Here is a 24,984-nt window from a genome sequence, read left to right as displayed (position 1 = left end):
TCCTTACCTGATTTGATCGACTACGTTACAACAGTTTGGTGTAATCCAGGAGATATACAATTTCCTAATTCATCACGTCGCTCAATGCAATTTTAGCCTCAGGAGAAGCCCATGCGAGACTGGAACCCCGCCCTTTATTTGCAGTTTGAAGCAGAGCGCACCCGCCCGGCAGCCGAGTTAGCCGCCCGTATCCAACACCCTACCGCGCAACACATTTCTGATTTAGGCTGCGGCCCTGGGAACAGCACTGCGTTACTGCGCAAAGCCTTCCCACATTCAAGCGTGACGGGGGTCGATAACTCTCCGGCGATGCTGGATAAAGCCCGCGCGGCATTACCAGATTGCCAGTTTGAAAGCGCCGATATCGCCCACTGGCAACCCACGGTGAAACAGGATGTGATTTACGCGAATGCGTCTTTGCAATGGCTGGGGGATCATCCGTCGCTCTTTCCACATCTCGCGGCGCAATTGGCTGAAGGCGGTGTGTTAGCGGTACAAATGCCGGACAACTGGCAGGAACCGACGCACACATTAATGCGCCAGGTCGCTTTTGAATTGGGTCAGCCCGACTCGGGGCGTGAGGAATTACTCCCCGCGCAGCAGTATTACGATTTGTTGGCACAGGCGGGTTGTACGGTAGATATCTGGCGCACCACCTATTTCCACGTGATGCCGTCTGCCCAGGCCATTATTGAATGGCTCAGTTCTACCGGCCTGCGCCCTTATCTCGCGAAACTCGATGACATCCAGCAGCAGGCTTTTCTGGCTCGTTATCACACGCTTTTGCAGCAGGCCTATCCGCGGCAACACGACGGAAATGTGCTGATGCTGTTCCCGCGTATGTTTATTGTGGCGCGTAAAACTAAAGCGTAACGCCCATCTGGCGCAGCGTTTCCACATCCTGCAAAGGGGCTGCGCCGAAGAAACGGCGATATTCGCGATTAAACTGTGACGGCGATTCGTACCCTACAAGCCAGGCGACGTTCGCCACATCCAGGCTACCGCTCAGTAGCAATCGCCGCGCTTCGAGTAGCCGGATCTGCTTTTGATACTGCAACGGACTCATCACCGTCAGTGCCTTAAAGCGGTGATGCAGGCTCGATGAACTCATCCCCACGCGTTTTGCCAGCTCATCAATTTTCAGCGGTTCGGCGAAATGGCGCTTAATCCACGCCAGCGCTTCACCGACACCTTTACCTTGCGTCCACGCCAGCGTCTGTTTCCAGAATGCTGACCCGGCGGGGGCAGTCACCAGGCGATAGAGTATTTCCTGTTTGATGAGTTTTGATAAAACCGGCAGGTCATCTGGCGTATCCAGCAGTTTAACCAGGCGCAAAAAGGCCTCCTGTAACGCTTCGTCGGATTGCGTCACCCAGGCCCCCGCATGGGCGGCTTCATGCTGTTTTTCAGGCAGGGTGATTTGCAACGAGACAATAAGGTCGGCAATTTCTTTGCTGTCCAGATCGATGCGCACGCCATAGTAGGGCGCGGATTCACTGGCTTGTGTGACCTGCCCGGAAACCGGCATATCCACGGCGGCCAGCGAATAACTCCCTGGCCCATACTCCGTGACGTTGTCACCAATCAACATCTTTTTGCGCCCTTGCAACACGATGCACATCGAGGGTTGCAACATGCCGCGATTAAGCACCGTCGGTTCAGGCATGCGCACAAAACTCAGCCACGGCAACGCCGTCACAAAATCACGATCCATTGTGCCTCTGCGCTGATAATGTGCCGCCACGCGCTGGCATAGTTCCGTTAAAATGTGGCCCTCAGGCCGCTGAATATTTGCTTCTTCTGGCATATCACTGCCCCATGATGGCTTTTGGCTCAAGATACCCTTCCAACCCGTAAGTGCCAAACTCGCGCCCCAACCCTGATTGCTTAAAGCCGCCAAAGGGCGCGTTCGGCTCGTCATAAACACCATTTACGAAGACGCGCCCGGCAATCAATTGGTTCGCCACCGCCGCCGTTCGCGCCGCATCTTTCCCGCTCACGTAAGCCTGCAAACCGTAAATCGTATCGTTGGCGATAGCCACGGCGTCGGCATCATCTTTGTAAGTTATCACTGATAAGACCGGGCCAAAAATCTCTTGTTGGGCGATAGTCATCTCGTTGCGAACATTAACAAAAACAGTCGGTTTCACATAGTAACCGCGATCGAAACCTTGCGGGCGACCCAATCCACCACACAGTAATTCCGCCCCTTCTTCGATGCCTTTGCGGATGTAATCCTGCACGCGTTGATACTGCTGGGCGGTGACGGATGTCCCGATGTTTTCGCCTGGTGTCAGGTGTGAAATGTGTTTGCGCAGTTGTTCCTTTACCGCTTCGAGTCGGCTTTCAGGCACCAGTAAACGGGTGCCTGCGATACAGGCCTGGCCGCTGTTCCACGACATCACCTGCAACGCGAGCGGAATCGCTTGCTCCAGATCGACATCATCGAGCAGTACATTGGCTGACTTCCCGCCCAACTCCAGCGTGACGCGTTTTAAGGTATCCACAGCGCCGCGAGCAATGGTTTTGCCGACCTGAGTCGAACCGGTAAACGAAATTTTAGCGATGTCCGGGTGGCGGGTAATTTCTGCCCCGACGACGTCACCGCGCCCGGTCACAATGTTAATCACCCCATCCGGCAGACCCGCCGCGTGCAGGCATTCGGTGATAATTGCCGTTTGTTGAGCGCTCAGTTCGCTGGGCTTAATCACCGCTGTAGAACCGGAGGCGATGACCGTTGAGAGTTTGCCCGCAATAAAACCATAGTTAGCGTTCCATGGCGTGATAAGGCCGACAACGCCAAGCGGTTCCATCACCACGTTTGCGCCGCCGACGCGGGTTTCAAAGGCGTAATCGGCGAGAATATCGCGCATCTGCAAAAAGCCGGTATAAGAGCGTTGAACGGTGCTTTCGGCAAAGAAACGCGGGCAACCATACTCTTCAACCATGGTGTCGATAAGTTCGGCTTCGCGGGATTTCACTGCGTCGTGCAGCTGTTGCAGCCACGCCATACGCTGTTCACGTGTTGACAGGCGCATCGCCGGGAACGCTGCTTTTGCCGCCGCAATTGCACGACGCGTATCGTCCACATCGGCCAGTTGAACCTGTGCGATTTTAGTTTCGTTAGCGGGATTGATAAGGTCGATGATCTCTTCCCCATGAGGGGTAACAAACTGGCCGTTGATATAGATTTTATTGATAGTTTTCATGTTGCGCTCCAGGTGTGTTTGACCGACTTAGTGTCACCTGGAGGCGAATTTCTCTGTAGCGCAATGCTGTCGGATGATTGCACAATCCTGCAAATATCTAATCTACTTAAGCCGAAGCGGACACCCAACGTGCACGCAAGGTGTCGTACGCCCAGTTGTAAATCACGCTATACGGCAGGAAGAATAGGAAGAAGCCAATCTCGACCATAAACGCCTGTAGCAATGAAATGTTGAGCATCCATGCGGCCAGCGGCAGGCCAATCAAAATAAAGCCCCCTTCAAAACCCAGCGAGTGCGCGATGCGCAGCGGCAGGCGACGCTTTTGGCCGACCGGGAAAAACTTATCAAACCCGGCGTTATAAATCATGTTCCATACCATGGCGACGGTAGACAGCATGATCGCCAGCGCGCCCATCTGGAATAAGGGTTTGTTCAGGATCCACGCCGCCAGCGGCGCACAAATCGCAATGGCGATAACTTCGAAACCCACTGCATGTACGATGCGTTCGGAAAAGGTTCTTTTTTGAGACTGCATAAAACTCACTCCAGATAAATCAAGCAATATGGCTATGCGGCGTATTATTATCGTAATTCCTGATAGAATTAAGTGATTAGCCATCTAAAAAACCGATACATCATGAATTACTCCCCCGAATCCCTCGAAGCCTTTGTGCAGGCGGTAGAAACCGGATCGTTTTCTGCGGCGGCGCGCAAACTGAAGAAAAGCCAGTCAACGATAAGCAGCGCCATTGCCAATCTGGAAGCCGATTTGGGAGTGACGCTGTTTGACCGCCAGAGTCGCCAGCCGGTTTTGACCGACCAGGGGAAACACATTTTGCCGTACATCCAGTCGATTATGGCGGCAAGCGAGAGGCTGAATGAAGTCTCAGTGCGCCTGGCGGGAAATGTCGAGCCGCGCCTGAGTTTTGTGCTGTCTGATGTGTGGCAAACTTCGCATCACGAGTCGATTCTCCAGCGGTTTTCGCAACGTTTTCCGGATATCGAATTTGAGTGTTTGATTGCAGAAGATGAAGACGTTATCGACCTGATTCAGATTGGTCGCGCCCATGTTGGCGTGTTGCGCGTGCAGCCTCGTTACCCGGTAGATGTGACGGTGGCACGTTTGCAGGTCGGGGCGGAAATGGCGATTTATATTCACCACCAGCATGAGTTAGCCCGCTTGCCTGCCGTCGAGATGGACACCTTGCAAACCGTGCGTCAACTCAGTTTGAGCACCTTTACCGATCCGACGCGCAATAAAAGCGGCGGCCCGACGTGGTCGTCACCGTCATTGCTGATGCTGCTGGAGATGGCGGAGCAAGGTTTTGGCTGGGGAATTTTGCCACGTTGGTTGGTGGAGCAATTTGGTCACGATGTTTTGCAGGAGTTGCCCGTTGCGGGCTGGCCGCAGCGTATTGACGTGGATGTGTTGTGGTCGAACAAAACGCCGCCTGGCCCCGCAGGGCGCTGGATGATTGACCAGTTACGGGCGCAGAATCCTTGAAGAGGTGTCGGATGACGCTGCGCCATCCGACAATCAAAAATTACTTGCGCTTCGGCATCGTCTTCAATAATTCGTCGGGGCTAATGGACGCAACAATATCGCTGCCCGGCAACGGCATTTTCAGGATGTGATTCTTCATCTTGCCAATCACGTGCATTTCACACGGACGGCAGTCGAATTTCAGCGTTAATACTTCATCCTGATGCACCAGTTGCATCGGTGTCGCTTTCCAGCTTTTCACCGAACCTTTTGCCTGTTTCGGGCACAAGTTAAACGCAAAACGCAGGCAGTGTTTGGTGATCATCACCGGCACTTCGCCCTTCTCTTCATGCGCTTCATAAGCGGCATCAATCAGTTTCACGCCATAACGCTGATAAAATTCACGCGCCTTGTGGTTGTAGACGTTTGCCAGGAACGTGAGGTGTTCTTCTGGATAAACCGGTGCCGGCACGCTCACTGGTTTGCGGCTACCACGCTGATATTGCTCAAGACGGGCATCCGTCAGCGCATCAATCACTTCACGGCGCAGTTGGTTGAGTTGGCTGTTCGGCACGAACAATGGCGCAGGCAAATTCAGGTCAACTTTACGGGCCTGATACATCGTCTGCCCCAGTTTCGCCAGGCTATCGCGCAGGCTCGAGTAGGCTTTTTCCGGGTTGTTCGCCACTTCAAACTGCCCTTCCAGCGTTTTCGTCACGCTAACACCGTCTTCGCACGTGGCGGTCAACACCAGTTGCTCTTCCCAGCCACCGAGTTCCATATCGACGCGAATCCGGCGCTCACTAGAGGTTTTGGTTAACGCTTGTTGCCAGTTGTGGTCGAGGTTACGGTTCAGCGGATGGTTTGGACGCACATTTTTCAGCGTGTCCGGCATTTCATTAGGCCAGACGCGATACTGATTTTTACCGGTTTTTTCTACGGTATTGGCGCGAAAACCGACGATATCACGCTTGATAAGGACATTCAGCCCATCGCCGTTGGTCAGCGTATCGGTGACATTCACATCCAGAAAATCTTTGCCGACTTTCAGCACTTCGCCCACTGGCAGGCCGATAAATTTCGGGGAATCAAACGCGCCGATATCAATTTTGCGCTCGTTAACGAAGTAGTCGGTGCTGCCACGGTGGAAGGTTTTATCCGGCGAAGGGATAAAGAAGTGCGAGGTCACGCCGGAAGAAGCACGAACCAGATCGGTGCGCTGCTCCATTAACTCATCCAGTAGCTGGCGATAATAAGAGGTGATGTTTTTCACATAGCTCATATCTTTGTAGCGCCCTTCAATCTTGAAGGAGCGCACGCCCGCATCGACCAGTGCCGCCAGGTTGGCACTCTGATCGTTATCTTTCATCGACAGCAGGTGTTTTTCATAAGCCACGACGCGGCCTTGATCGTCTTTAAGCGTGTACGGCAAGCGGCAAGCCTGGGAGCAATCACCCCGGTTTGCGCTACGTCCGGTCTGGGCGTGAGAAATATTACATTGCCCGGAATACGCCACGCAGAGCGCACCATGAATGAAGAACTCAATCGTCGCATCAATATTTTCATGGATTGCGCGGATTTGGTTGAGGTTCAACTCACGTGCCAAAACGATTTGCGAGAAACCCGCATCGGACAGGAATTTTGCTTTTTCTGCACTGCGAATGTCGCACTGGGTGCTGGCGTGCAGCTCAATCGGCGGCAGATCCATTTCCAGCACGCCCATATCCTGCACAATCAGCGCATCGACGCCAATCTGATAAAGGTCGTGAATCATTCGACGCGCGGGTTCGAGTTCGTTGTCATGCAAAATGGTGTTAAGCGTAACGAAAATCTTCGCCCCATAACGGTGAGCAAACGGCACCAGTTCTGCGAGATCCTGTAGACTGTTACCGGCATTATGGCGAGCGCCAAAACCAGGGCCACCAATGTAAACCGCATCCGCACCATGCAAAATGGCTTCGCGGGCGATGGCGGTATCACGGGCGGGGCTGAGTAATTCAAGATGATTGGCGTGCAGGCGCATAGTCGGTCTGTTTTCTGTGTTATGGGTGAAAGGCGGCTATTGTAGTCAGATTGGACGCGTAAGCATATACCCAAACGTCGCCAAAACAGCCCTGCCGCTGCGCTTGCGCGGAGTTCGCTGATAATCCATCTTCTCTGTAGCGCAGTTTTTAATTATAATTACAGCAAAAATAATTACATGATGTAATCACATTAGCGTTCTTGATGTTGAGCACCTGTTGAATGACTCAGTTAAGATGATCGGAAATGAAAAAAAACCTCGAACACTCAAAGCTTTACCAATCCGAAGGCGTAAGACTGCTCTACAACAACTCATTACCGGGCATTCTGATTACCTTTGTTGCTTCCAGTGCTCTTGCCTTTACCTTTATTGATGAGAAGAATTTCAACTGCAAATTAGCCTGGTGGGCGGTGATGACTTTAATCCTCGTCAGCCGGGTTTTTGATACGCGTATGTGGTTAAAAAGCAGTGCAGAAAATAAAACCAGCAAGAGCTGGTTAATGCGTTTTTCCTGCGGCTGTTTATTGAGTGCGGCAATGTGGAGTTTGTATGCCGTTATCTTTTACCCGCATTTTTCTATTGAAGAATTAAGCACCACTAATGTGATTCTTGCCGCAATGGCTGGCGGAGCAACCAGTATACTTTCCGGGAATCTGCTGCTCGCCTCGTTCTACAACATTATTATCCTGATGCCGATGTCGATATTGCTGCTGATGCAACCGGAGCAATATAAAATTAATCTCGGCGGCCTCGGCGTGTGTTTCACTCTCATCATGATTGTCTCTTCCGCCCGCTCGTCTAAATATATTAAAGAAGCCATTTTATTGCGCTACCGAAACAAAAACCTGGTGTCACGCATGGAAGAAACCATTCGGGTCCGAACGCGGGAAGTCTACGAAATATCCAATAAAGACTCACTCACCGGGTTGTACAACCGCAGCGCATTTTTATTAGCCGCACAGGTAGTTGAACAAGAGTTTAAAAACCAGAAAAACGCCGGCTTCGCCATTTTCTTTATCGACCTTGATGGTTTTAAAAATATTAACGATACGCTGGGCCACAATGTGGGCGACCGGGTATTAGTCGCCTTAAGCGACAGGTTGAAAACATTTATTGATAGCGAAAATTTAATCTGTCGCTGGGGCGGCGATGAATTTATCCTGCTGGTTAAAGATAAATCCTCGGATGCCATCAGCGATCTGGCCGATAAAATCGTCACCAGCCTTTCACGCCCTATCCGCGTCGATGAACAAAACGTCACGCTGAATGCCACTATCGGTATTTCAGTGTGCCCGGAACATGAAAGCTCCATCACGCGGCTTATTCAGCTGGCAGATATCGCCATGTATTCGCAAAAAGGCAAATATCCCGAACGCGTGGCTTTCTATAATCTCGGCCTCGAGCGCGATTTACACCGTAAAATTATGCTGAGTGAAGCGCTAAAAGGCGCCCTCGACCGCCATGAATTTCGCCTGGTGTATCAGCCGATTGTCGATACCAGAGGCCAGGTAGTCAGTTTTGAAGCCCTGATGCGCTGGCGTTATCAGGAGCAGGAAATCTCTCCCGTCGAGTTCATTCCTTTAATGGAGCAAAGCGGGCGCATTGTTCAGACCGGGCACTGGGTATTAGAAGAAGCCTGTAAAACGCTGGCACAAATGAATAAACGCAATGCAGGAATTTGCATGTGCGTGAATATTTCGCTGATTCAATTCTACGACAAAGGATTTGTGAATAACGTCAACCGACTGATTGAACGCTACGCGATACCCGGCCATTTACTGCATCTGGAAGTGACGGAATCTATATTTCAGTCCGATCAAATGATGATCAACCAGAAAGTAAACCAGTTACAGCAACGCGGCGTGAAATTCTCGGTGGATGATTTCGGCACCGGTTATTCCAGCCTGTCGGTTATCCAGAATATGAATATTGATTACATCAAAATCGACCGTTCATTTATTCAGAATATCGAGCTGAAAGGTCTTTCCATTGTCCAGGCCATGATGAATATTTCCCGCAGCCTCAACTTTAGCGTGATCGCTGAAGGTGTTGAGACCGGGAAACAACGCCAGTTGCTCGAAGAGTGCGGTATTCCCTTTATGCAGGGCTATTATTTTTCACGACCGCTCGAACGTCAGAATGCGCTGGTTTATCTCGAGAATGCTCTACATCCTGTTGTTAACGGTTTGTAAATCTATAGCCGGGTAATGCTATAGTTTCGCCGTCAACAATAAGGAAAATATGATGCGCTTAATTTCGATTCCGTTACCGACTGTATTGGCAGGGTTTGTCGCGGTATTAGTGGGTTACGCCAGTTCAGCGGCGATTATCTGGCAGGCAGCCGAAGCGGCGGGTGCCAATACTATGCAGATCGCAGGCTGGCTGACGATGCTGGGCATCGCCATGGGAATCAGCACTTTAGCGCTCACACTCTGGTATCGCACCCCGATTCTTACCGCCTGGTCAACGCCCGGTGCGGCACTGCTTGCCACCAGCCTGCCGGGGCATTCGCTGAATGAAGCCGTCGGCGTGTTTATTTTCGCCTCATTTCTGATTCTGATTTGTGGCGCAACGGGTTTGTTTGCCCGCCTGATGCGCCTGATCCCCGCCACGCTTTCTGCCGCCATGCTAGCCGGTATTTTACTGCGCTTCGGCCTGGACGCTTTTACCTCGTTACAGGGGAATTTTTTGTTGTGCGCCAGCATGTTGGTAGGCTGGCTGCTGGCGAAAACCTGGGCGCCACGATATGCGGTGGTAGTGGCGATGGTCGTAGGCCTGGCGGTTTGCCTGCTGAGTGGGAATCTGCAAAGCACCAATATGCCTGTTGCTATTGTGATGCCTGAATTTACTGCTCCGCACTTCTCGCTTTCCAGCCTGCTGGGTATCGGCATCCCCTTTTTCCTGGTGACGATGGCCTCACAAAATGCGCCCGGTGTCGCCACGTTAAAAGCGTCGGGTTATCACGTTCCGGTTTCGCCCTTAATGGTTGTCACTGCCGCGACTGCCTTGCTGCTGGCGCCGTTTGGGGTATTTTCAATTTGTATCGCTGCGATCACCGCTGCAATTTGCCAGGGTTCGGAAGCCCATCCTGATCCCTCAAAGCGCTGGCTTGCCGCCGCTGCTGCCGGCGTGTTTTATTTGCTGGCGGGGGTTTTTGGCGGCTCGATCACCACTCTTCTGACGGCATTGCCCGTCGCCTATATTCATACGCTGGCAGGCCTGGCATTATTGAGCACTATCGCCGGGAGTTTGTATCAGGCGCTTAATCATGAGCGAGAGCGTGACGCGGCAATAGTGACGTTTCTGGTCACCGCTTCGGGTGTGAGTTTGCTGGGGATTGGCTCTGCATTTTGGGGACTGGTCGCGGGTGGAGTTTGCTACGCGTTATTCTCATTTATTCGTCGACCGTAACTGCGAGGGCGTAACGCCGATCGTGGTTTTAAATCGGTTACTAAAATGGCTTGCGGAGCTAAACCCGCAGGCCATCGCGATATCCGTCAGTGACAGCGAACTGTTCTTCACCAGCGTTTGTGCCCGTGACATGCGGCGATGCATCACATATTGATGGGGCGCGAGTTGGGTAGATTGTTTAAACATGCGCGCAAAATGAAACTCGCTTAACCCCGCCTCCTTCGCCAGTTCGCTCAACGTTAACGGCTCGCTAAGATGCTGCTCGATGTACGCCTGAATATTACGCAACACCGCAGGCGCAAGCCCGCCGCGCACATCCGGCAAACGCCACTGCACATTGCTGTAATTCTGCACCATATGAGTCAGCAATAAGGTTGATGCAGTGCTTAACATCAAGTGATTCGCCAGCTGTTGCCAGTCACTGCTTAACAGAAAATGGCGATAAAGCTGGGTAATACGCGGATCTTCGCTGAAGATTTTCTCATCAAGGGATATCGCCGCCGGGCTGCGATCCCAAACCTGCTCGGCAATATTGCGCAAGTGTTCATCTGTGCAATACAGGTGCACAAACGAAAAATGGTTGCGAATATCCCAGGTGGTTTCGCTGTCTTCTGGCATCAGGCAAAAACGGTCTGGGCCGCCGCCATTCTTCCAGCCCGAAGAGGTTTTCTGATAGGTTTCATAGCCTTCATTCACATACATACTTAATGTGTGATGGTTGCTGCATTGCGTTACGCGATCGAGGCTATTTGACCAGGCCGACAGTTGAATGCCAGAACCTAGCTGCACATTATCTTCCAGCACGGCGTTGTGCTGGCGAAGATTTTCAAATGCGTGATACGGCTGGGTCATGGTTGGCTACCGTCAGAATTCAGGAATAATAGTTTAAGTAGTGTGCGTGCCTGTTACCAGCCTTTAACAAACTACCGGGTAAATAAAACCGCAAGAATATGCAAGTCCCGCAACTACGTGAAATCATCCTCGCTCCTATTCGCGGATACTCCCGCTATCCGTTCTGGGAGACAACAAGATGAATGCTTTACTTTATATTTCGGTGGTGGTGATTTGGGGCACGACCTGGCTGGCGATTTACATGCAGCAAGGTGTGGTGTCGGTGCCGGTTTCAATTTTCTGGCGTTTTGCGGTAGCCGCTGTCGTCATGCTGGTGGTGCTTTTGGCGTTAGGGCGTTTGCGCCGTATCAGCCTGCGTGACCATCTGTTTTGTATGCTGCAAGGCGGCTGCGTTTTCGGCTTTAACTTCTTCTGTTTTTATCACGCGGCGGCGTACATCAGCTCAGGCCTTGAGTCGGTGATCTTTTCTATGTCCGTATTATTTAACGCTATCAATAGCATGATTTTCTTCCGCCAGCGCCCGAGCAAAAATTTGCTGCCCGCAGCGGTACTCGGTATTGCGGGTGTGATCGCCCTCTTCTGGCACGATTTGGTCGCCACTCAGATGGCACCGACTTTATTAATGGGCATTGGCTTAAGCGCGCTTGGCACCTTTGGCTTTTCCATCGGGAATATGATCAGCACACGTCACCAACGACGCGGGCTTGAAACGCTTTCGACCAATACCTACGCCATGTTTTACGGCACCATTATTATGGGCGTGCTGGCTTTGGTTCGTGGGGATTCGTTTATGCCGGAGTTCACGCTGCGTTATCTCGGCTCGCTGTTCTACCTGGCTATTTTCGGCTCGGTCATTGCCTTTGGGGCGTACTTCACGCTGGTCGGGCGCATCGGGGCAAGTCAGGCCGCTTACAGCACATTGCTGTTCCCGCTAGTGGCACTGAGTCTGTCGACGATTTATGAAGGTTATGTCTGGCACAGCAATGCGGTTATTGGTCTGTGTATGATTTTGCTCGGTAATCTGGTGATGTTCTCAAAACCGGGGATGTTGACCACTCTGCCGTGGCGTAAACGCGCCGCATAAATTGACAAAAAAGGGAGCCAGGCTCCCTTTGTGATTTCACGATATCTTCACTATTTCTGTTCGGTATCGAACACCGTCGCGTCGGTTGCGAGATCATCAACCACTTGCTTGAGCGTATCAATCGTCATTGGCGTGTTTTCATTGCTCAGGTCTTTACCCTCGCCTTTACGCACAACGCGCATCACCGTTTTATTGGTCGCCGCATCAATCAACTCCGCCTCAAAATAGAGGTTGGTATCCATGGTACGGTGCCCGGTGGCGACTTGCGTTCCCGCTACGACCAGTGCGATAGGCACCACTTCGTAGAATTGCAGGCCTTCTTTAGTACAATCTACTGCGGTAATTGCGCCACGGAAAATCAGGCTATGTGGGCCTGCTTTTGTCACCAGTGGCTTGCGTGCTGCTGCGGCGGCTTTAAGCTGGGTGTTGGTGTAGTTTAATAATCCATCCAGAACTTTTTGCCCCACCTGAGTATTTGGTTTTGGCTCTGGATAATAAGTCACTGGATTAAAAACAAGGCTGTCATAATTACTGCCTTTGAAAGCAGGATCAATCCAACGCAAGATATCTTTACCCGAGTTAGATTTAGTTTCCTGCAAGCCGGAATAATCCTTTAAAAAGCCCGAATATTTTTCAGGCGCCGGTAAAGAAGAAGCACAACCTGCTAGCGCTAAAACTCCCGCCAGACAAGCCGCTTTTAAACAAAATGAAGTGCGCATTATTACTATGACTCCCTGTAGATTGCATGTAAGCGTGCGCGTTATAACAATAAACCCTGTGGAAAAATGAGGTTAAAATGCTACTTATCCAAAATTCGGATATTAGATGTGTATTTTGTTTCGATGAATAATCAACAAGTCATTAACTATTTATTGATAGATGAATTAATATTAAGTATTGCTACACATCGGAGACAGACATGACACCTCATCTGCGGATTGCACGACCCGTAACGAATCTTGCTCAAAGCAAAGAGATGTACTGCCTGGGTTTGGGCTTAAAAGAACTCGGGGAATTTAGTGAACATGACGGCTTTAGCGGCGTGATGCTTGGCCTGGAGGATGCAAGCTGGCACCTGGAGTTCACGGTTTGCCATCGCCACCCGGTAGAACCAGCCGCCACGGCGGATGACTTATTGGTGCTTTATTATCCAGAGAAAAACCAATGGCAAAAGACCTGCCAGCAAATGCTTGACGCAGGTTTTTTGACCATAAATAGTTTTAATCCGTACTGGGATATCGCCGGATGCACATTTATAGATAACGACGGTTATCGCATTGTGTTACAAAATCGCGCCTGGCCACCCGCTTAAATTTTACGCGCCAGCATTGTGGCGAAGCGTAATTTAATCCGGTTCCCTTGCTCATCGGTTTTATGCAATTGGCCGATATCTTCGTTGTATTTAATTAACTCCCAGCCCGCATAATAATTGCGTAATTCACCTTCAGTAAAAGCAAATGGAAATCCGACATTACAAGGGAAATCTTCGGTATCCATGGCGGCGACAATCAGATTGTATCCGCCCAACTTGGTGCAACGCTGCATATTTTCAATCAGCCCTGGAATGGTTTTACGCTCCAGAAACATCATCACAACTGTTGAAAGAATAAAATCATATTCACCATCTAAATGTATTGAATTCAGATCGACAATATCAGTGACGATATTTTTCAGCCCTTCAGCTGCGATTATTTTATTCAGATTGCTGATGCTCATCGGGTTTTTATCCCACGCCGTCACATCAAACCCTTTCTGATTCAAGTACAGGCTGTTGCGCCCACTCCCGCAGCCAAGATCTAACGTTTTACCCGGCGGGACAATCGTTGCGGCATTGACCACATCAGAATGGGTCGCCGTTAAGCCATATTTCTCGGTGTAATAATTTTCAGAAAGCATCTTAATTTGTCCTTTTTGCAGGCCGTTCGACTCGCAACAGCAACTTCCCCTGATAAAGCAGGATCACCGTGCGCGCAAGCAGCAGGCCAATAATGAAATTAGTGAAGATAAACAGCGGCACCGCGAGTGCGGTAAAAAGCCCGTCATTGCTGGCATGGCTGAGATGCAGCGCAGTTCCAGCAAGGGCTGAAATACCAAATGAGAAGCTCCAGAACGACGCATTAAACGGCTGCTTCAAATACCAGGGCATCAGGCGAAACATAAACAACAGCTGCAACAAGCCATAGCCAAACAGCATTTTGGCAAAGAAATCAGGCTGCCCGCCGTTGACACTAAGATACGCATTACACGCGACCAGTGCGGGCGCAAGCTGAATACCCAGCGCGGTACGCGCGGGCGGCGGTAATTCTCCGGCGCTGCGCAAACGATGCAAAATTGCCGGTTCGAGACTTAACCACGAGAACACGCCCGCGCCGAAAAACAGAATCCCGAGGTCGTGATATCCCAACGCCCCGCACGCCATCGCACTGATAAAGTTATTGGCCACCGTCGGCAAATATAAACCGGGGGTGGTGTCGGCGTGCGGATGGTTGCCGCGCCATAAACCGGCACTCTGCCAGGCGGCGTAAATCAATTGAACCACCGCGCCAAAGGCAAACATCCCCACGGCTAACGGGCGAAAATAAGGTGCAATGGCAATCGAAACCAGCAGGGTTGTGGCCGGAAACAGGCTGATAAAACTGCCCTTTTGCGGATGGCGAATTTCATCAATAACCGTTTGCGGGTATTTCAGCGCACGCACAACAAAAGCCAGCGCCAGAGCAACCCAGATGGCAATCGCCAGGCTCTCAAATGCCTCACCGATGCGCGGAGATATCGACCAAATCGTGGCCGCATAACGCCACGCAAAACCCATCCCTATGGTTCCAAGCACCATCCCAAAATACCCTGCGGGGAGATTGAGCATGGTGCGCGTTACTGATTTATTCATTTCGTTTAAATTATAAAATGTATTTTAGATGCATTTTATTCGAATGCGCCGCAGAACGCTACCTGGGGATTAATCTGCTACGTTTTAAGAGGGAAAACTCTGGGAAACAGCGATGAAAAAGTATCAATTAACGGGCGATTCGCGACTGCACGACTACCTGGTCGATGGCAAAAAACAACAGGTCAAACTCTGGCAAGTGGTGGCGCTTTGCGATTTCAGCGACGTTAAAGCCGGGCAATCTGGCGGCTGGATTGAATGCGAAGACAATCTCAGCCAGCGTGGAAACTGTTGGATTTATGGCAGCGACAGCGTGGTGTATGGCGGCTCCAGCGTGAGTGATGATGCGCAAATTCACGGGGAATCGACGCTTTGCCACCAGGCACATATCAGCGGGAAAAGCGTGGTGAAAGAATCGCTGGTTAGCGGTGAATGCCGTATTTTTGATGCCGCCCGTATTCTGAATGGCAGCCAGATCATTGCCGTGCGTGGCCTTACTGCCGACAACGACCAGGTGCTGCAAATTTACGGCAACGCCACGGTAAATGCATCCCGCGTCGTTCACCAGGCCCAGATATTTGGCAACGCCAGGGTGAATAATGCTTTTATTGAGCACCGCGCCGAAGTTTTCGGACAGGCCATTCTTGAAGGCAACGACGAAAACAATATTTGGGTTTGCGACTGCGCTCGCGTTTTTGATAATGCACGGATTATTGCCGGGCGCGGTGACGATCAAATTCCTACCATTCGCTACTCTTCCCAGGTGTACGGCAACGCACTCATCGAAGGCGACTGCGTGCTTAAACACCAGGTGCATATTTTCGATGACGCCACGCTTATCGGTGGCCCTATTCAGCTCGATAACCAGGTGCAAATCTACGGCCAGGCACGGATCACCGGCAACGTGCTGATAGAGAATAATGTGCAGATCTACGATAAGGCGGCAGTTGATGGACTCGATGGCGAGCTGATTCACATTCGCGGTATTAAGGATATTAGTGGCGAACAACGGGTAACGCGCTCGCCGTTTTACGGGGTGTTTTGATTGCGGCTACTCGATTATCCGCCCATATATATTTTGATCGTGAAATTCGCCATTAAGAAACTCGGCTTGCTTCAGTCGCCCCTCAAGCGTAAAGCCATTACGCTGCGCGACCCGATTGCTGGCGGTGTTGCTCACAATGCATTTGATAACAAAACGGCGCACCAGACCTTCACGCGCATATTTCTGCATCACCGCTTCTAACGCACGGGATACTATTCCCTGCCCAAGAACATTCTCATCCAACCAGTAACCGATATACGCCGTCTTATTGGTTGGCTCAATCTGGTTAAATGAAATCACTCCCATGATTTTCTTATCGCGCATTATCAGAAACATTTTTGCGTAACCACGATGATGCAGAATGTAATTGCCCTGCGCGTTCTTACGTGAATCCTCAACGGATACGACAAACTGCGGCCAGTCCATCGCCTTCTGTAACCAGGCTTTATTCTTTTGCACCACGGCAAAAAGTTCATCCGCGTAACGTTCGTGGATGGAATGCAGCGTCAGATTGTCATCCACTTCAATCACTTCATCCTGCCAGTTATCTGAATCCCGCACCCATTTGCTCCTCTGTTCTTCCGCCTGACAACATTATCATCATGGAAAATAATGGTGCAGAAAATCACATTGCACCACTGATGCCCCCCACCATTGCGCAAATCGATTCTACCGTTGCCACGCCCGTTCAGCCATGCGGCTTCGCGGTCTGGTACGGATATTGCTTAACATCTTTGTAACCCAAAGGAGACTCAGATGAAAGCGATCATAATTGGCGGCGGCATTGGTGGACTCTCGGCGGCAATTGCCCTGAAAAGATGTGGCATTGAGACCGAAGTCTATGAGGCAGTAAAAGAAATTAAGCCTGTTGGCGCGGCGATTTCAATTTGGCCCAATGGCGTAAAATGCCTGAACTGGCTTGGCATGAAAGAACCACTCCAGCAATTGGGCGGGCCTATGGAATATATGGCTTACAAAGAATTTGTTCACGGCCAAACGTTGACGCGTTTCAGTCTCGATCCGTTAATCAAAAGTGTGGGCGAACGCCCTTATCCGGTGGCGCGCGCGGAATTGCAGGACATGCTGATGGATACTTACGGGCGTGCCGATATCCGCTTTGGTCAGCGTGTGGCGCGTATTGAAGAATTCGACGGCGGCGTGCGAGCCTGGTTTGAAGGGGGCCACGTGGCCGAGGGCGATGTGTTGATTGCCGCCGATGGCACTCATTCGGTGATTCGCCCCTACGTCCTCGGCCATCAAACCGAACGCCGTTATGCCGGATATGTTAACTGGAATGGTCTGGTCGAAATCGACGAATCTATCGCTCCGGCGAATCAGTGGACAACGTTTGTCGGTGAAGGAAAACGCGTTTCGCTCATGCCGGTAGCAGGGAATCGCTTTTACTTCTTCTTTGACGTGCCGTTAGACAAAGGGCTGGCAGAAGACCGCACCACGGTGAAGGCCGATTTGACGCGCTATTTTGCTGGCTGGGCACAACCGGTTCAAAAACTCATTTCTGCTATTAACCCCGACACCACCAATCGCATAGAAATTCATGATATTGAACCATTTATGCAACTGGTGCGCGGACGTGTTGCACTACTTGGTGACTCAGGCCACAGTACCACGCCGGATATCGGCCAGGGCGGATGCGCTGCCATGGAAGATGCCGTGGTGCTGGCGATGGCGCTGCAAACCAACTCATTAGGCGTGGAAGATGCCCTGCTGCGTTACCAGGAAAAGCGGGCGTATCGCGTGAAAGATCTGGTGCTTAAAGCCCGTAAACGCTGCGATGTGACTCACGGCAAAGATATGAACGTCACCCACAGTTGGTATGAAGAGCTGAAAAGCGAAACCGGTGAGCGTGTGCTTTCCGGCATGCGGGAAACCATTCTCGGCGGGCCGCTGGAGTAGGTTTTGAGGTTGGAGATGTTAGTTGTCGGATGACGCTGCGCTTATCCGACCTACGAATCACGAACGGCAGTTGTAGGGGGGATAAGCGTTAGCGTCATCCACCACGTGACAAGCCCCGCGAATGCGGGGCTTCAGCTTTTACTTCATAATACGATCATCAACGTACTTACGTTTATCCGGCGCTGGCGGGAAGTAGTGATACAACCAGGTTTCACTGATGGCATCACCCTGGCAGCGCAGGAACATGCGCATATCTACCGGGTCGGTGGAGTCGTTCGTTGGATACCAGTCGAACAAAATGCGATACCCGTCGAATGGCTCGACATACAGAATTTCAATTTGACGCGCTTCGCCGTTAGACAGGGTAATCACCGGCTCAATACCTTTCGGTGCCGCAGCTTTCAAATCCCCGCCGATGAAATCAATCGCGAAACGGCGCGACCATTTATCCGGGAAATGCTCGCCTGGCGCCCAACCTTCCGGGAAGCTGCCCATGCCGGTACGCGTGGCGTAAACACGCGCCAGCGGCGACTGGATTGGCGGCAAACCGCTCCAGTACAAACGGTATTTAAATTCCAGTTCGTCACCGGCTTTGACTGATTTTTCCGGCTGCCAGAAGCAGACGATATTATCGAGCGTTTCGCCGGTAGTCGGGATTTCCATCAGGCCAACGGTGCCCTTGCCCCACTTGTTCAGCGGCTCCACCCACAGGCTTGGGCGCTTGTTATACCAGCCCATAATGTCCTGATAATTAGCAAACTCGTGGTCGAGTTGCAGCAGACCAAAACCTTTCGGGTTATTGTCGGTATAGGCGTTGTACTGCAACTTCTGCGGGTTATTGAGCGGCCGCGTCACCCACTCACCGTTACCACGCCACATCGCCAGGCGATCGGAGTCATGAATTTGCGGGTGAATGGTGTCACACATGCGGCGTTCATTGGTGCCGCAGGCGAACATACTGGTCATCGGGGCGATACCCAATTGCTTAATATCTTCACGCGCATACAGGTGATTATCGACATCCATCACCACGCGCTGCGCTTCACAATTGATAGTAAATTTGTATGCCCCGGTGACACTGGCGCTGTCGAGCAGAGCGTAGACCACAAATTTGGTGTCGCCTGCTTTCGCCGTTTCAAACCAGAACGAAGTAAAGTCCGGGAACTCTTCGAGCTGATCGGTATAAGTGTTTACCGCAAGGCCACGTGCGGACAGACCATATTGGTATGTGTTATCAACCGCACGGAAATAACTCGCACCGAGGAATGAAACCACGTCACGGCGCGCCAGTTCTGGCGCTTTAAACGCTTTAAAACCCGCAAAGCCAAGATCGATCTGGCCTTCGAGCTGTTTGGTATCCACGCCTGCATCGTTATAGTTGAACAGCTCAGGGCGGAAGTGAATTTCACGCGCCTGATGGCTGGCTGCATCTACGGAGAACATGCGTACACGGCGGCGGAACCCCATGCCAACGTGGAAGAACTGCACGTCAAGTTGGCGGTTTTCGATGTTGTTCCACAGCGAGTGTTCAGCATCATACTGAATCGCGTTGTAAGCCTGTGGAGTCAAGTTTGCCAGCGTATCCGGCAGCGGACGCGGTTTGCCAACCCACGGTTGCTTCGACAGGTCATGAGCCATGGACTGAAGCACAGAGAAATCGAATTCAGTGGTGCGACCATCGGCAATTTCAGACTCGCTCGCATAGGCTGCGCGCGAGAAGAGCGTGGCAATTGAAGTAGTGCCGCTGACTGCGGCGAGAGCCATTGAGGCTTTGATAAAACGTCTGCGGTTCATGCCTGAAAAATTGTCCTTCATTGTCGATGTGTTTCACCCCACGAGAGGCAGAACAGCGGCAAAATCTAGACCGCACACTCTAGACAAAAATCACTGAAAAACCAATCAGAGACACAGACCTTTACGCAATATTTGTAGGGGGGAGTTTGTAGGGTGGATAAGCGTATGCATCATCCACCCCATTGTCGGGTGGCGCTACGCTTACCCGACCTAAGAACGGCTTGGTGTCTGCCTATTTGACGGCGACATCAATACCCGGGAAATATTTCTTCGCAAGCGCAGTAATCGTGCCGTCAGCACGCACTTTGTCGATAGCCGCATCAAGCTGTTTCTTGGTGGCTTCATCGCCTTTACGCAGACCGTAGCCGATACCGCTTCCCAGAATTGTATCGTCGCTCACCGGCTTGCCGATAAAACCAAAACCTTTGCCCTGTGGCTTGCTCAGGAAGCCCGCCTGACCTGCGGCCGACATCACCAGCGAGGCATCAATACGGCCATTGAGCAAATCACCCCACGCCATATTTTGGTCTTTGTAAGAAACCACCGTCACACCGTGTTTTTCCCAATGCTCTTTCGCATAAGTTTCCTGAATGGAACCTTGCAGAACGCCGATGGTTTTGCCTTTCAGCCCTGTGGGAGTGGCTTCCATACCGCTGTCCGCTTTCCCGACCAGTTGTGACGGAATACGGTAAATTGGCTGGGTAAAATCAATGCTCTTACGGCGCTGCTCGGTGATGTTCATGGCGGAGTTAATCGCATCGAATTTCTTCGCCATCAGCCCTGGGATCAGCGCATCAAACGACGTCTCGACCCATGAGCATTTCAGGCTCGCCGCTTTACAAATCGCGTTGCCTAAATCGATATCAAACCCTTCAAGTTCGCCCGCCGAATTACGGCTTTCAAATGGCGGATACTCGGCTTCCACGCCATAGCGCAACTCGCTTGCCGCAGATACCGCGAAAGAAGCGCACATCCCAACCAACAAACTTAACGCATAAACTTTTTTCATTATGACCTCGTATCAGCGTGGCTTAACCTGGCAAAGTGCCTGAGCACCCGCACGTAACGTAGCTTCATCTTTCGCAAATGACAAACGAATCAATTTGTTGTCTGTCCCATCGGTATAAAACGCGGAGAGCGGAATCGTCGCTACGCCGTATTGGGTGATTAAACGCTTCACCATTTCACTGTCAGATTCATCACTGAAATGATCGAACTTCGCCAGCAGGAAGAATGAGCCAGCACTTGGCAACAGTTTAAACGGTGAGTCCACCAGCAATGATTGCATTAAATCGCGTTTGCGCTGGTAAAACGCCGCCAGCGATAAATAGGTTTCCGGGTTCGCCATATATTCAGCAAACGCATACTGCATCGGTGTATCCGCTGAGAACATCAGGAACTGATGCACTTTGCAGATTTCATTCATCAGTTCAGCCGGAGCCAGGCAGTAACCTACGCGCCAGCCGGTCACGTGGAACGTTTTGCCGAATGACGAAACAATCACGCTGCGCTCGGCCAGCGCCGGATGCGTCGCCATGCCGTGATGGCGCTCGCCATCAAACACGATGTGTTCGTACACTTCATCGGAAAGAATAATGATGTCAGTGTTGCACGTCAGTTCCGCCAGCATATCCAGATCGTGGGCGCTGAACACCTGCCCGCTTGGGTTGTGTGGCGTGTTGATGATAATCATGCGGGTGCGCGGAGTAATGGCAGCACGCACTTCATCCCAGTCGACGGTGAAATCTGGCAGCGCCAGTTTCAACGCCACGGGTGTCGCGCCTTGCAGGCGAACAATTGGCGCGTAGCTATCAAACGATGGCTCGAAATAAATCACTTCATCGCCCGGATGCACTAACCCGCTGATCGCCGAATAAAGCCCTTCGCTGGCGCTGGCGGTAATTAAGATTTCATCGTCAACGTCATAATGAGAACCGTAAAGCGTGGCGACCTTTTCTGCGATCAGCGTTTTTAACGGCCTGAAACCGGTCATCGATGCGTATTGGTTATGATTATCCTGCATCGCTTTGGTCACACCGGCGATAAGTTTGGGGTCCGGTGCAAAATTTGGCGCGCCCTGAGAAAGGTTGATGGCGTTATGTTGCGCCGAGAGTTGGCCGATAACGGTAAAGATGGTGGTTCCAACATCCGGTAATTTTGAACGAAATTGCACCGGGGTTTGCATAGTCATGGCCGCTCCTGTGAATGCGCGATTTGCATAACTATTCAAACTGTAACAGGTTGCGACCACAACCGAATTGTTGTCATAATAGCCATGCAAAAAATTCATGGCTCAGCGGAGAGTAACCAGACATGCGGCGCAATTTTCCCCTTAATACGGTTGATGCTTTCCTGGTGACGGCCAAACATCTCAATCTCACTCGCGCGGCGAAGGAACTCTGCCTGACACAAGGTGCCGTGAGCCGTAAAATTTCCACCCTTGAAGAGTGGCTGGGTTTTTCCCTGTTTGACCGCCATGCCAGGGGGTTGCATCTTACGCCGCAAGGTAGCGCCCTGCTCCCTGAGTTACAGCAAGCGTTCGAGCATCTGCTGAATGTGGCGAGCGATGCCGCTCACAAGCCAAGCGTTATCCGCCTGAAAGCGCCAACCTGCGCCATGCGCTGGCTGGTGCCTAAACTGGTGCAACTGGAAAGCGTGTCGCCGGATATCCAGGTGGCATTGACCACGACGGTGGAACATGGCGTGAACTTTAATAACGAACCCTTTGATGCGGCGATTACTTTTGGTAAGCCTTCCGCCAGCGGCACATTGCTGTTTGAGGAGCGCCTTACGCCGGTGATAAGCCAGCATTTATTGCCTGAAAACGCATTAACGCCTGAGGATCTAAGCCGTTATACCTTCCTGCACCCGACGCGCGATCGCACCGACTGGTCGCTATGGTTTGCGCAGAATGTAGCTCATCCGCCTGTTATGAATAAAAATCAACACTTCGACACCATGGACTTAGCCATCAGCGCCGCCATTCAGGGTTTTGGCATTGCGATTGCCGATGCCACGCTGGTGGCGGAGGATTTGCATCGTGGAAGGTTGGTGCAGCCGTTCGTGGGCAGCGTGAAGACGGGGGCGTGTTATTGTCTGGCGCTGCGGCCTGGCTGTGAGAATGGCGCAGAGCTTGAGGCGTTTAAGCGGGGGTTATTGGCGGTAAGTTAGCTGGCAGTTAAGCGATCTATCTATATCGACGTGGTGATTTTCCGTTCACCAGAACGTTATTCGATCCCATAAATTCCAGTGCACGGTGAACGTGTCAAGGAGAGAACGCTGTACTGAACCCCAAAACCTGGACACGTAGTTTATTGCTGTATTTCCATCTGAGTCCGGTACTCTACCGGACTCACTCCACCCGTTTTCAGACTAATACGCTCATTGTTATAATAATTAATATAATCAATAACATCTCGTTTGAGCACTTCCACAGAGTCATATCGTTTCCTGTGGTACATCTCCGCTTTCAGATGACTGAAAAAGTTTTCCATTACGGCATTATCCAGGCAATTACCCTTCCTTGACATGCTTTGCGTTACCCCGCCATCTGCCAGCATCGCCCGCCACATCAGCGTTTTATAATGCCAGCCCTGATCACTGTGAAGTATGAGTCCTTTTTTCCGGTAGTTCACCTTCAGTGCATCATCCAGCATTTTGCATACCAGACGCTGAGACGGGCTGCGCGACGTATGCCAGGCCACGATTTCATGGCTATACAGATCCTGGACAACCGACAGATAAAGCTTATGCTCTCCGGCCCGGAACTCCGTGACATCTGTACACCATTTCATGCCGCTGCTTTCCGCTTTGAAGTTACGGGCCAGCAGATTATCTGAAGCTGGTCCGCCACCGGGCATGTACGAGCGATACTTTTTGCGGCGAATGTGGCAGGTCAGGCCGTGCTGCTTCATGAGTTTGCGGACTGTCTTATGGTTCAGCGTAAAACCTTCTTTTCTCAACGCCAGCGTCATACGCCGGTAACCGTAGCGCCCCATATGACACACATTAATGGCCATGATAGCCCGCACAATACCAGCATATCTGTCGGTTTCCGCTGCAGGCTTCGTGGCATTGTAATAGTACGAACTCCGCGCCAGTCGGGCTGCACGGAGCAGAAAAACAAGCCGGTGCGCGGGTAACAGTGACTGCACTATTTTTGTTTTTTCTGCTGCTCCCTGAGGGCATTTTCCTCTCTCAGGGCTTTCAGCTTTTTTAGATAAGCGTTTTCCGCACGCAGATATTCGAGCTCTTCCTGCAGTTCAGCGTGGGTCATCTCACAGAAGGGTTTTGAGCCAGGAGGGGATTTTGCTTTGGGCACAGAGACTCCTTTTTTAACAGGATGAAGCGCCTCCGCCCCTCCTTCACGGTAACGCTTCAACCATTGCTGGATGAGCGTTTCATTAGGAATGGCGAAGTGCGCAGAAGCTTCGGCACTGCTGCATTTGTGTTTCATCATGTAGCGAATAACCCCGAGCCTGAAGTCCTGAGTATAAGTGCGGGAAAGTCGGTGCTCCAGCCCGGCTTCGCCTTGCTGCCTGAATGCACGGATCCATCGACCCAGGGGCGATTTTCCGACACCAAACAAAAGGGCTGTTTCATTGAGTGTCCCTTTTCGGGAAAGATAATACTGAACGGCAGACAGCCGGACTGAGACAGGATATTTCATGGTTTGAACCTCCAGATACTGGATACAAAGTCCAGGATCTGGGGTTCAGTACAACGCCCTCTCCTTGACAATCCTGGCGCCCGGCAAATCAATCGCCGCTGCGCGGTAAACACCGTTTTTCACCCAACATTCGCGGCCGTTCGCGACTCGTTCCCGACGATCGTTCTCTCACGTGGCTCCCGGCCACGTGACCCCGAATGTTGGGTGAAAAACGGTGCGATTGAAGCCGGGGACAAGGTCAAAACCAGCTCGGTGTGGTCTTTCGGTTTTGACGTTGACCTTGGGTTCCGGCTTCAATCGCCTCCATTTTGACTCCAGGTGGCCGGGTCCAGCCGTCGGGAACGGCTGGAGGGCGCGATCGTCTGGAACGAATCGCAACCGACCCGGACACCGAGGCAAAATAGAGGTTTACCGCTTGCGGCGATTGATTTGCCGGACGACGGGGTCGCCAGGGGGATGTCGTTATCCACCTGGCACGTTCACCGTTCGCAGATTTATGAAGGATCGAATAACCTTCAGGTGAACGGAACACCACCGTTCTCGGCATAGACATGCCCCCATTTCTGTTACCCCCGTAACATATTCCCTACATCTCCATTGCAAGGAATAGATTCAC

General features: G+C 51.5%; 23 protein-coding genes. 9 read left to right on the top strand and 14 right to left on the bottom strand.

Annotation, left to right across the window (positions count from 1 at the left end; translation table 11 throughout):
• Positions 1-111: 111 nt before the first annotated feature.
• Positions 112-873: a trans-aconitate 2-methyltransferase gene (tam, locus tag AC0IWZ_RS09065; RefSeq protein WP_471677538.1), complete on the top strand. Its 762-nt coding sequence runs from the start codon at positions 112-114 to the stop codon at positions 871-873.
• Here tam and AC0IWZ_RS09060 read toward each other — a convergent pair.
• The 3 genes from AC0IWZ_RS09060 to AC0IWZ_RS09050 all read right to left on the bottom strand — a co-directional run bounded on the left by AC0IWZ_RS09060 (position 863) and on the right by AC0IWZ_RS09050 (position 3,744).
• Positions 863-1,807 (bottom strand): AraC family transcriptional regulator, encoded by a 945-nt coding sequence (locus AC0IWZ_RS09060; RefSeq protein ID WP_471677539.1) that lies wholly within the window; start codon positions 1,805-1,807, stop codon positions 863-865. The two genes, tam and AC0IWZ_RS09060, sit on opposite strands and share 11 nt — an antisense overlap.
• Position 1,808: 1 nt before the next feature.
• Positions 1,809-3,209 (bottom strand): aldehyde dehydrogenase family protein, encoded by a 1,401-nt coding sequence (locus AC0IWZ_RS09055; RefSeq protein ID WP_471677540.1) that lies wholly within the window; start codon positions 3,207-3,209, stop codon positions 1,809-1,811.
• Positions 3,210-3,315: 106 nt separating this feature from the next.
• The gene (locus AC0IWZ_RS09050; protein WP_034495154.1) at positions 3,316-3,744 is read right to left on the bottom strand and encodes a multidrug/biocide efflux PACE transporter; all 429 of its coding nucleotides are present in this window, start codon (positions 3,742-3,744) and stop codon (positions 3,316-3,318) included.
• 102 nt (positions 3,745-3,846) lie between these two features.
• On the opposite strand from AC0IWZ_RS09050, the gene AC0IWZ_RS09045 reads away from it, so the two are divergent.
• Complete coding sequence (locus AC0IWZ_RS09045; protein WP_471677541.1) at positions 3,847-4,713, top strand: LysR family transcriptional regulator; 867 nt, start codon at positions 3,847-3,849, stop codon at positions 4,711-4,713.
• Positions 4,714-4,753: 40 nt separating this feature from the next.
• Here AC0IWZ_RS09045 and AC0IWZ_RS09040 read toward each other — a convergent pair whose 3' ends face one another.
• Positions 4,754-6,715, bottom strand: coding sequence for a peptidase U32 family protein (locus AC0IWZ_RS09040; protein ID WP_471677542.1), 1,962 nt, complete (start codon positions 6,713-6,715; stop codon positions 4,754-4,756).
• Between the two features lie 245 nt (positions 6,716-6,960).
• On the opposite strand from AC0IWZ_RS09040, the gene AC0IWZ_RS09035 reads away from it, so the two are divergent.
• Together AC0IWZ_RS09035 and AC0IWZ_RS09030 are read left to right on the top strand one after the other, a co-directional pair.
• The gene (locus AC0IWZ_RS09035; RefSeq protein WP_471677543.1) at positions 6,961-8,907 is read left to right on the top strand and encodes a putative bifunctional diguanylate cyclase/phosphodiesterase; all 1,947 of its coding nucleotides are present in this window, start codon (positions 6,961-6,963) and stop codon (positions 8,905-8,907) included.
• Between the two features lie 52 nt (positions 8,908-8,959).
• Positions 8,960-10,126, top strand: a complete 1,167-nt coding sequence (locus AC0IWZ_RS09030) for a benzoate/H(+) symporter BenE family transporter (RefSeq protein ID WP_471679070.1) — start codon at positions 8,960-8,962, stop codon at positions 10,124-10,126.
• On the opposite strand, the gene AC0IWZ_RS09025 is transcribed toward AC0IWZ_RS09030, so the two are convergent.
• Positions 10,106-10,978: an AraC family transcriptional regulator gene (locus AC0IWZ_RS09025; protein ID WP_471677544.1), complete on the bottom strand. Its 873-nt coding sequence runs from the start codon at positions 10,976-10,978 to the stop codon at positions 10,106-10,108. The two genes, AC0IWZ_RS09030 and AC0IWZ_RS09025, sit on opposite strands and share 21 nt — an antisense overlap.
• A gap of 178 nt (positions 10,979-11,156) precedes the next feature.
• Here AC0IWZ_RS09025 and AC0IWZ_RS09020 point away from each other — a divergent pair, with 178 nt between their 5' ends.
• Positions 11,157-12,062, top strand: coding sequence for a DMT family transporter (locus tag AC0IWZ_RS09020; protein ID WP_471677545.1), 906 nt, complete (start codon positions 11,157-11,159; stop codon positions 12,060-12,062).
• Positions 12,063-12,112: 50 nt separating this feature from the next.
• Here the strand turns inward: AC0IWZ_RS09020 and AC0IWZ_RS09015 are convergent, their stop codons facing one another.
• Entirely contained in the window at positions 12,113-12,781 is a 669-nt protein-coding gene (locus AC0IWZ_RS09015; RefSeq protein ID WP_410372540.1) for a DUF3313 domain-containing protein, read from the bottom strand.
• Positions 12,782-12,981: 200 nt separating this feature from the next.
• Between AC0IWZ_RS09015 and AC0IWZ_RS09010 the strand changes: the two genes are divergently transcribed.
• Entirely contained in the window at positions 12,982-13,374 is a 393-nt protein-coding gene (locus AC0IWZ_RS09010; RefSeq protein ID WP_410372541.1) for a VOC family protein, read from the top strand.
• Here AC0IWZ_RS09010 and tehB read toward each other — a convergent pair.
• Together tehB and tehA are read right to left on the bottom strand one after the other, a co-directional pair.
• Positions 13,371-13,958, bottom strand: coding sequence for a tellurite resistance methyltransferase TehB (tehB, locus tag AC0IWZ_RS09005; RefSeq protein ID WP_425591294.1), 588 nt, complete (start codon positions 13,956-13,958; stop codon positions 13,371-13,373). The genes AC0IWZ_RS09010 and tehB overlap by 4 nt on opposite strands.
• A 1-nt stretch (position 13,959) precedes the next feature.
• The gene (gene tehA / locus AC0IWZ_RS09000) at positions 13,960-14,949 is read right to left on the bottom strand and encodes a dicarboxylate transporter/tellurite-resistance protein TehA (RefSeq protein WP_410372543.1); all 990 of its coding nucleotides are present in this window, start codon (positions 14,947-14,949) and stop codon (positions 13,960-13,962) included.
• A gap of 112 nt (positions 14,950-15,061) precedes the next feature.
• Between tehA and ydcK the strand changes: the two genes are divergently transcribed.
• A complete protein-coding gene (gene ydcK / locus AC0IWZ_RS08995; RefSeq protein ID WP_471677546.1) occupies positions 15,062-15,991 on the top strand; it encodes a YdcK family protein in 930 nt (309 codons plus the stop codon).
• Between the two features lie 6 nt (positions 15,992-15,997).
• Here ydcK and rimL read toward each other — a convergent pair whose 3' ends face one another.
• On the bottom strand, positions 15,998-16,552 hold the full coding sequence (gene rimL / locus AC0IWZ_RS08990; protein WP_471677547.1) for a 50S ribosomal protein L7/L12-serine acetyltransferase: 555 nt from the start codon (positions 16,550-16,552) through the stop codon (positions 15,998-16,000).
• A gap of 195 nt (positions 16,553-16,747) precedes the next feature.
• Between rimL and hpxO the strand changes: the two genes are divergently transcribed.
• Positions 16,748-17,905 carry an FAD-dependent urate hydroxylase HpxO gene (hpxO, locus tag AC0IWZ_RS08985; protein WP_471677548.1) on the top strand — a complete coding sequence of 386 codons (1,158 nt, stop codon included), beginning with the start codon at positions 16,748-16,750 and terminating at the stop codon, positions 17,903-17,905.
• A 138-nt stretch (positions 17,906-18,043) separates the two neighbouring features.
• Here the strand turns inward: hpxO and AC0IWZ_RS08980 are convergent, their stop codons facing one another.
• From AC0IWZ_RS08980 to AC0IWZ_RS08970, 3 genes are all read right to left on the bottom strand, one after another.
• Complete coding sequence (locus tag AC0IWZ_RS08980) at positions 18,044-19,699, bottom strand: glucan biosynthesis protein D (protein WP_471677549.1); 1,656 nt, start codon at positions 19,697-19,699, stop codon at positions 18,044-18,046.
• 232 nt (positions 19,700-19,931) lie between these two features.
• Positions 19,932-20,708, bottom strand: a complete 777-nt coding sequence (locus tag AC0IWZ_RS08975; protein ID WP_034495128.1) for a transporter substrate-binding domain-containing protein — start codon at positions 20,706-20,708, stop codon at positions 19,932-19,934.
• Between the two features lie 12 nt (positions 20,709-20,720).
• Positions 20,721-21,890, bottom strand: coding sequence for a methionine aminotransferase (locus tag AC0IWZ_RS08970; RefSeq protein ID WP_471677550.1), 1,170 nt, complete (start codon positions 21,888-21,890; stop codon positions 20,721-20,723).
• A 122-nt stretch (positions 21,891-22,012) separates the two neighbouring features.
• Between AC0IWZ_RS08970 and AC0IWZ_RS08965 the strand changes: the two genes are divergently transcribed.
• On the top strand, positions 22,013-22,870 hold the full coding sequence (locus AC0IWZ_RS08965) for a LysR substrate-binding domain-containing protein (RefSeq protein WP_471677551.1): 858 nt from the start codon (positions 22,013-22,015) through the stop codon (positions 22,868-22,870).
• 140 nt (positions 22,871-23,010) lie between these two features.
• Here the strand turns inward: AC0IWZ_RS08965 and AC0IWZ_RS08960 are convergent.
• Both AC0IWZ_RS08960 and AC0IWZ_RS08955 read right to left on the bottom strand, forming a co-directional pair.
• Positions 23,011-24,368 (bottom strand): IS3 family transposase gene (locus AC0IWZ_RS08960; protein WP_471677552.1). Its coding sequence is split into 2 segments (ribosomal slippage): positions 23,011-23,918 and positions 23,918-24,368, totalling 1,359 coding nucleotides; the frame shifts between segments, so codons are not numbered across the junction.
• A 238-nt stretch (positions 24,369-24,606) separates the two neighbouring features.
• Positions 24,607-24,921, bottom strand: a complete 315-nt coding sequence (locus AC0IWZ_RS08955) for a hypothetical protein (protein WP_471677553.1) — start codon at positions 24,919-24,921, stop codon at positions 24,607-24,609.
• Positions 24,922-24,984 lie beyond the last annotated feature (63 nt).

It is taken from the genome of Buttiauxella sp. AC142 (assembly GCF_979253435.1).
This window is presented reverse-complemented; position numbering and strand designations above follow the sequence as displayed.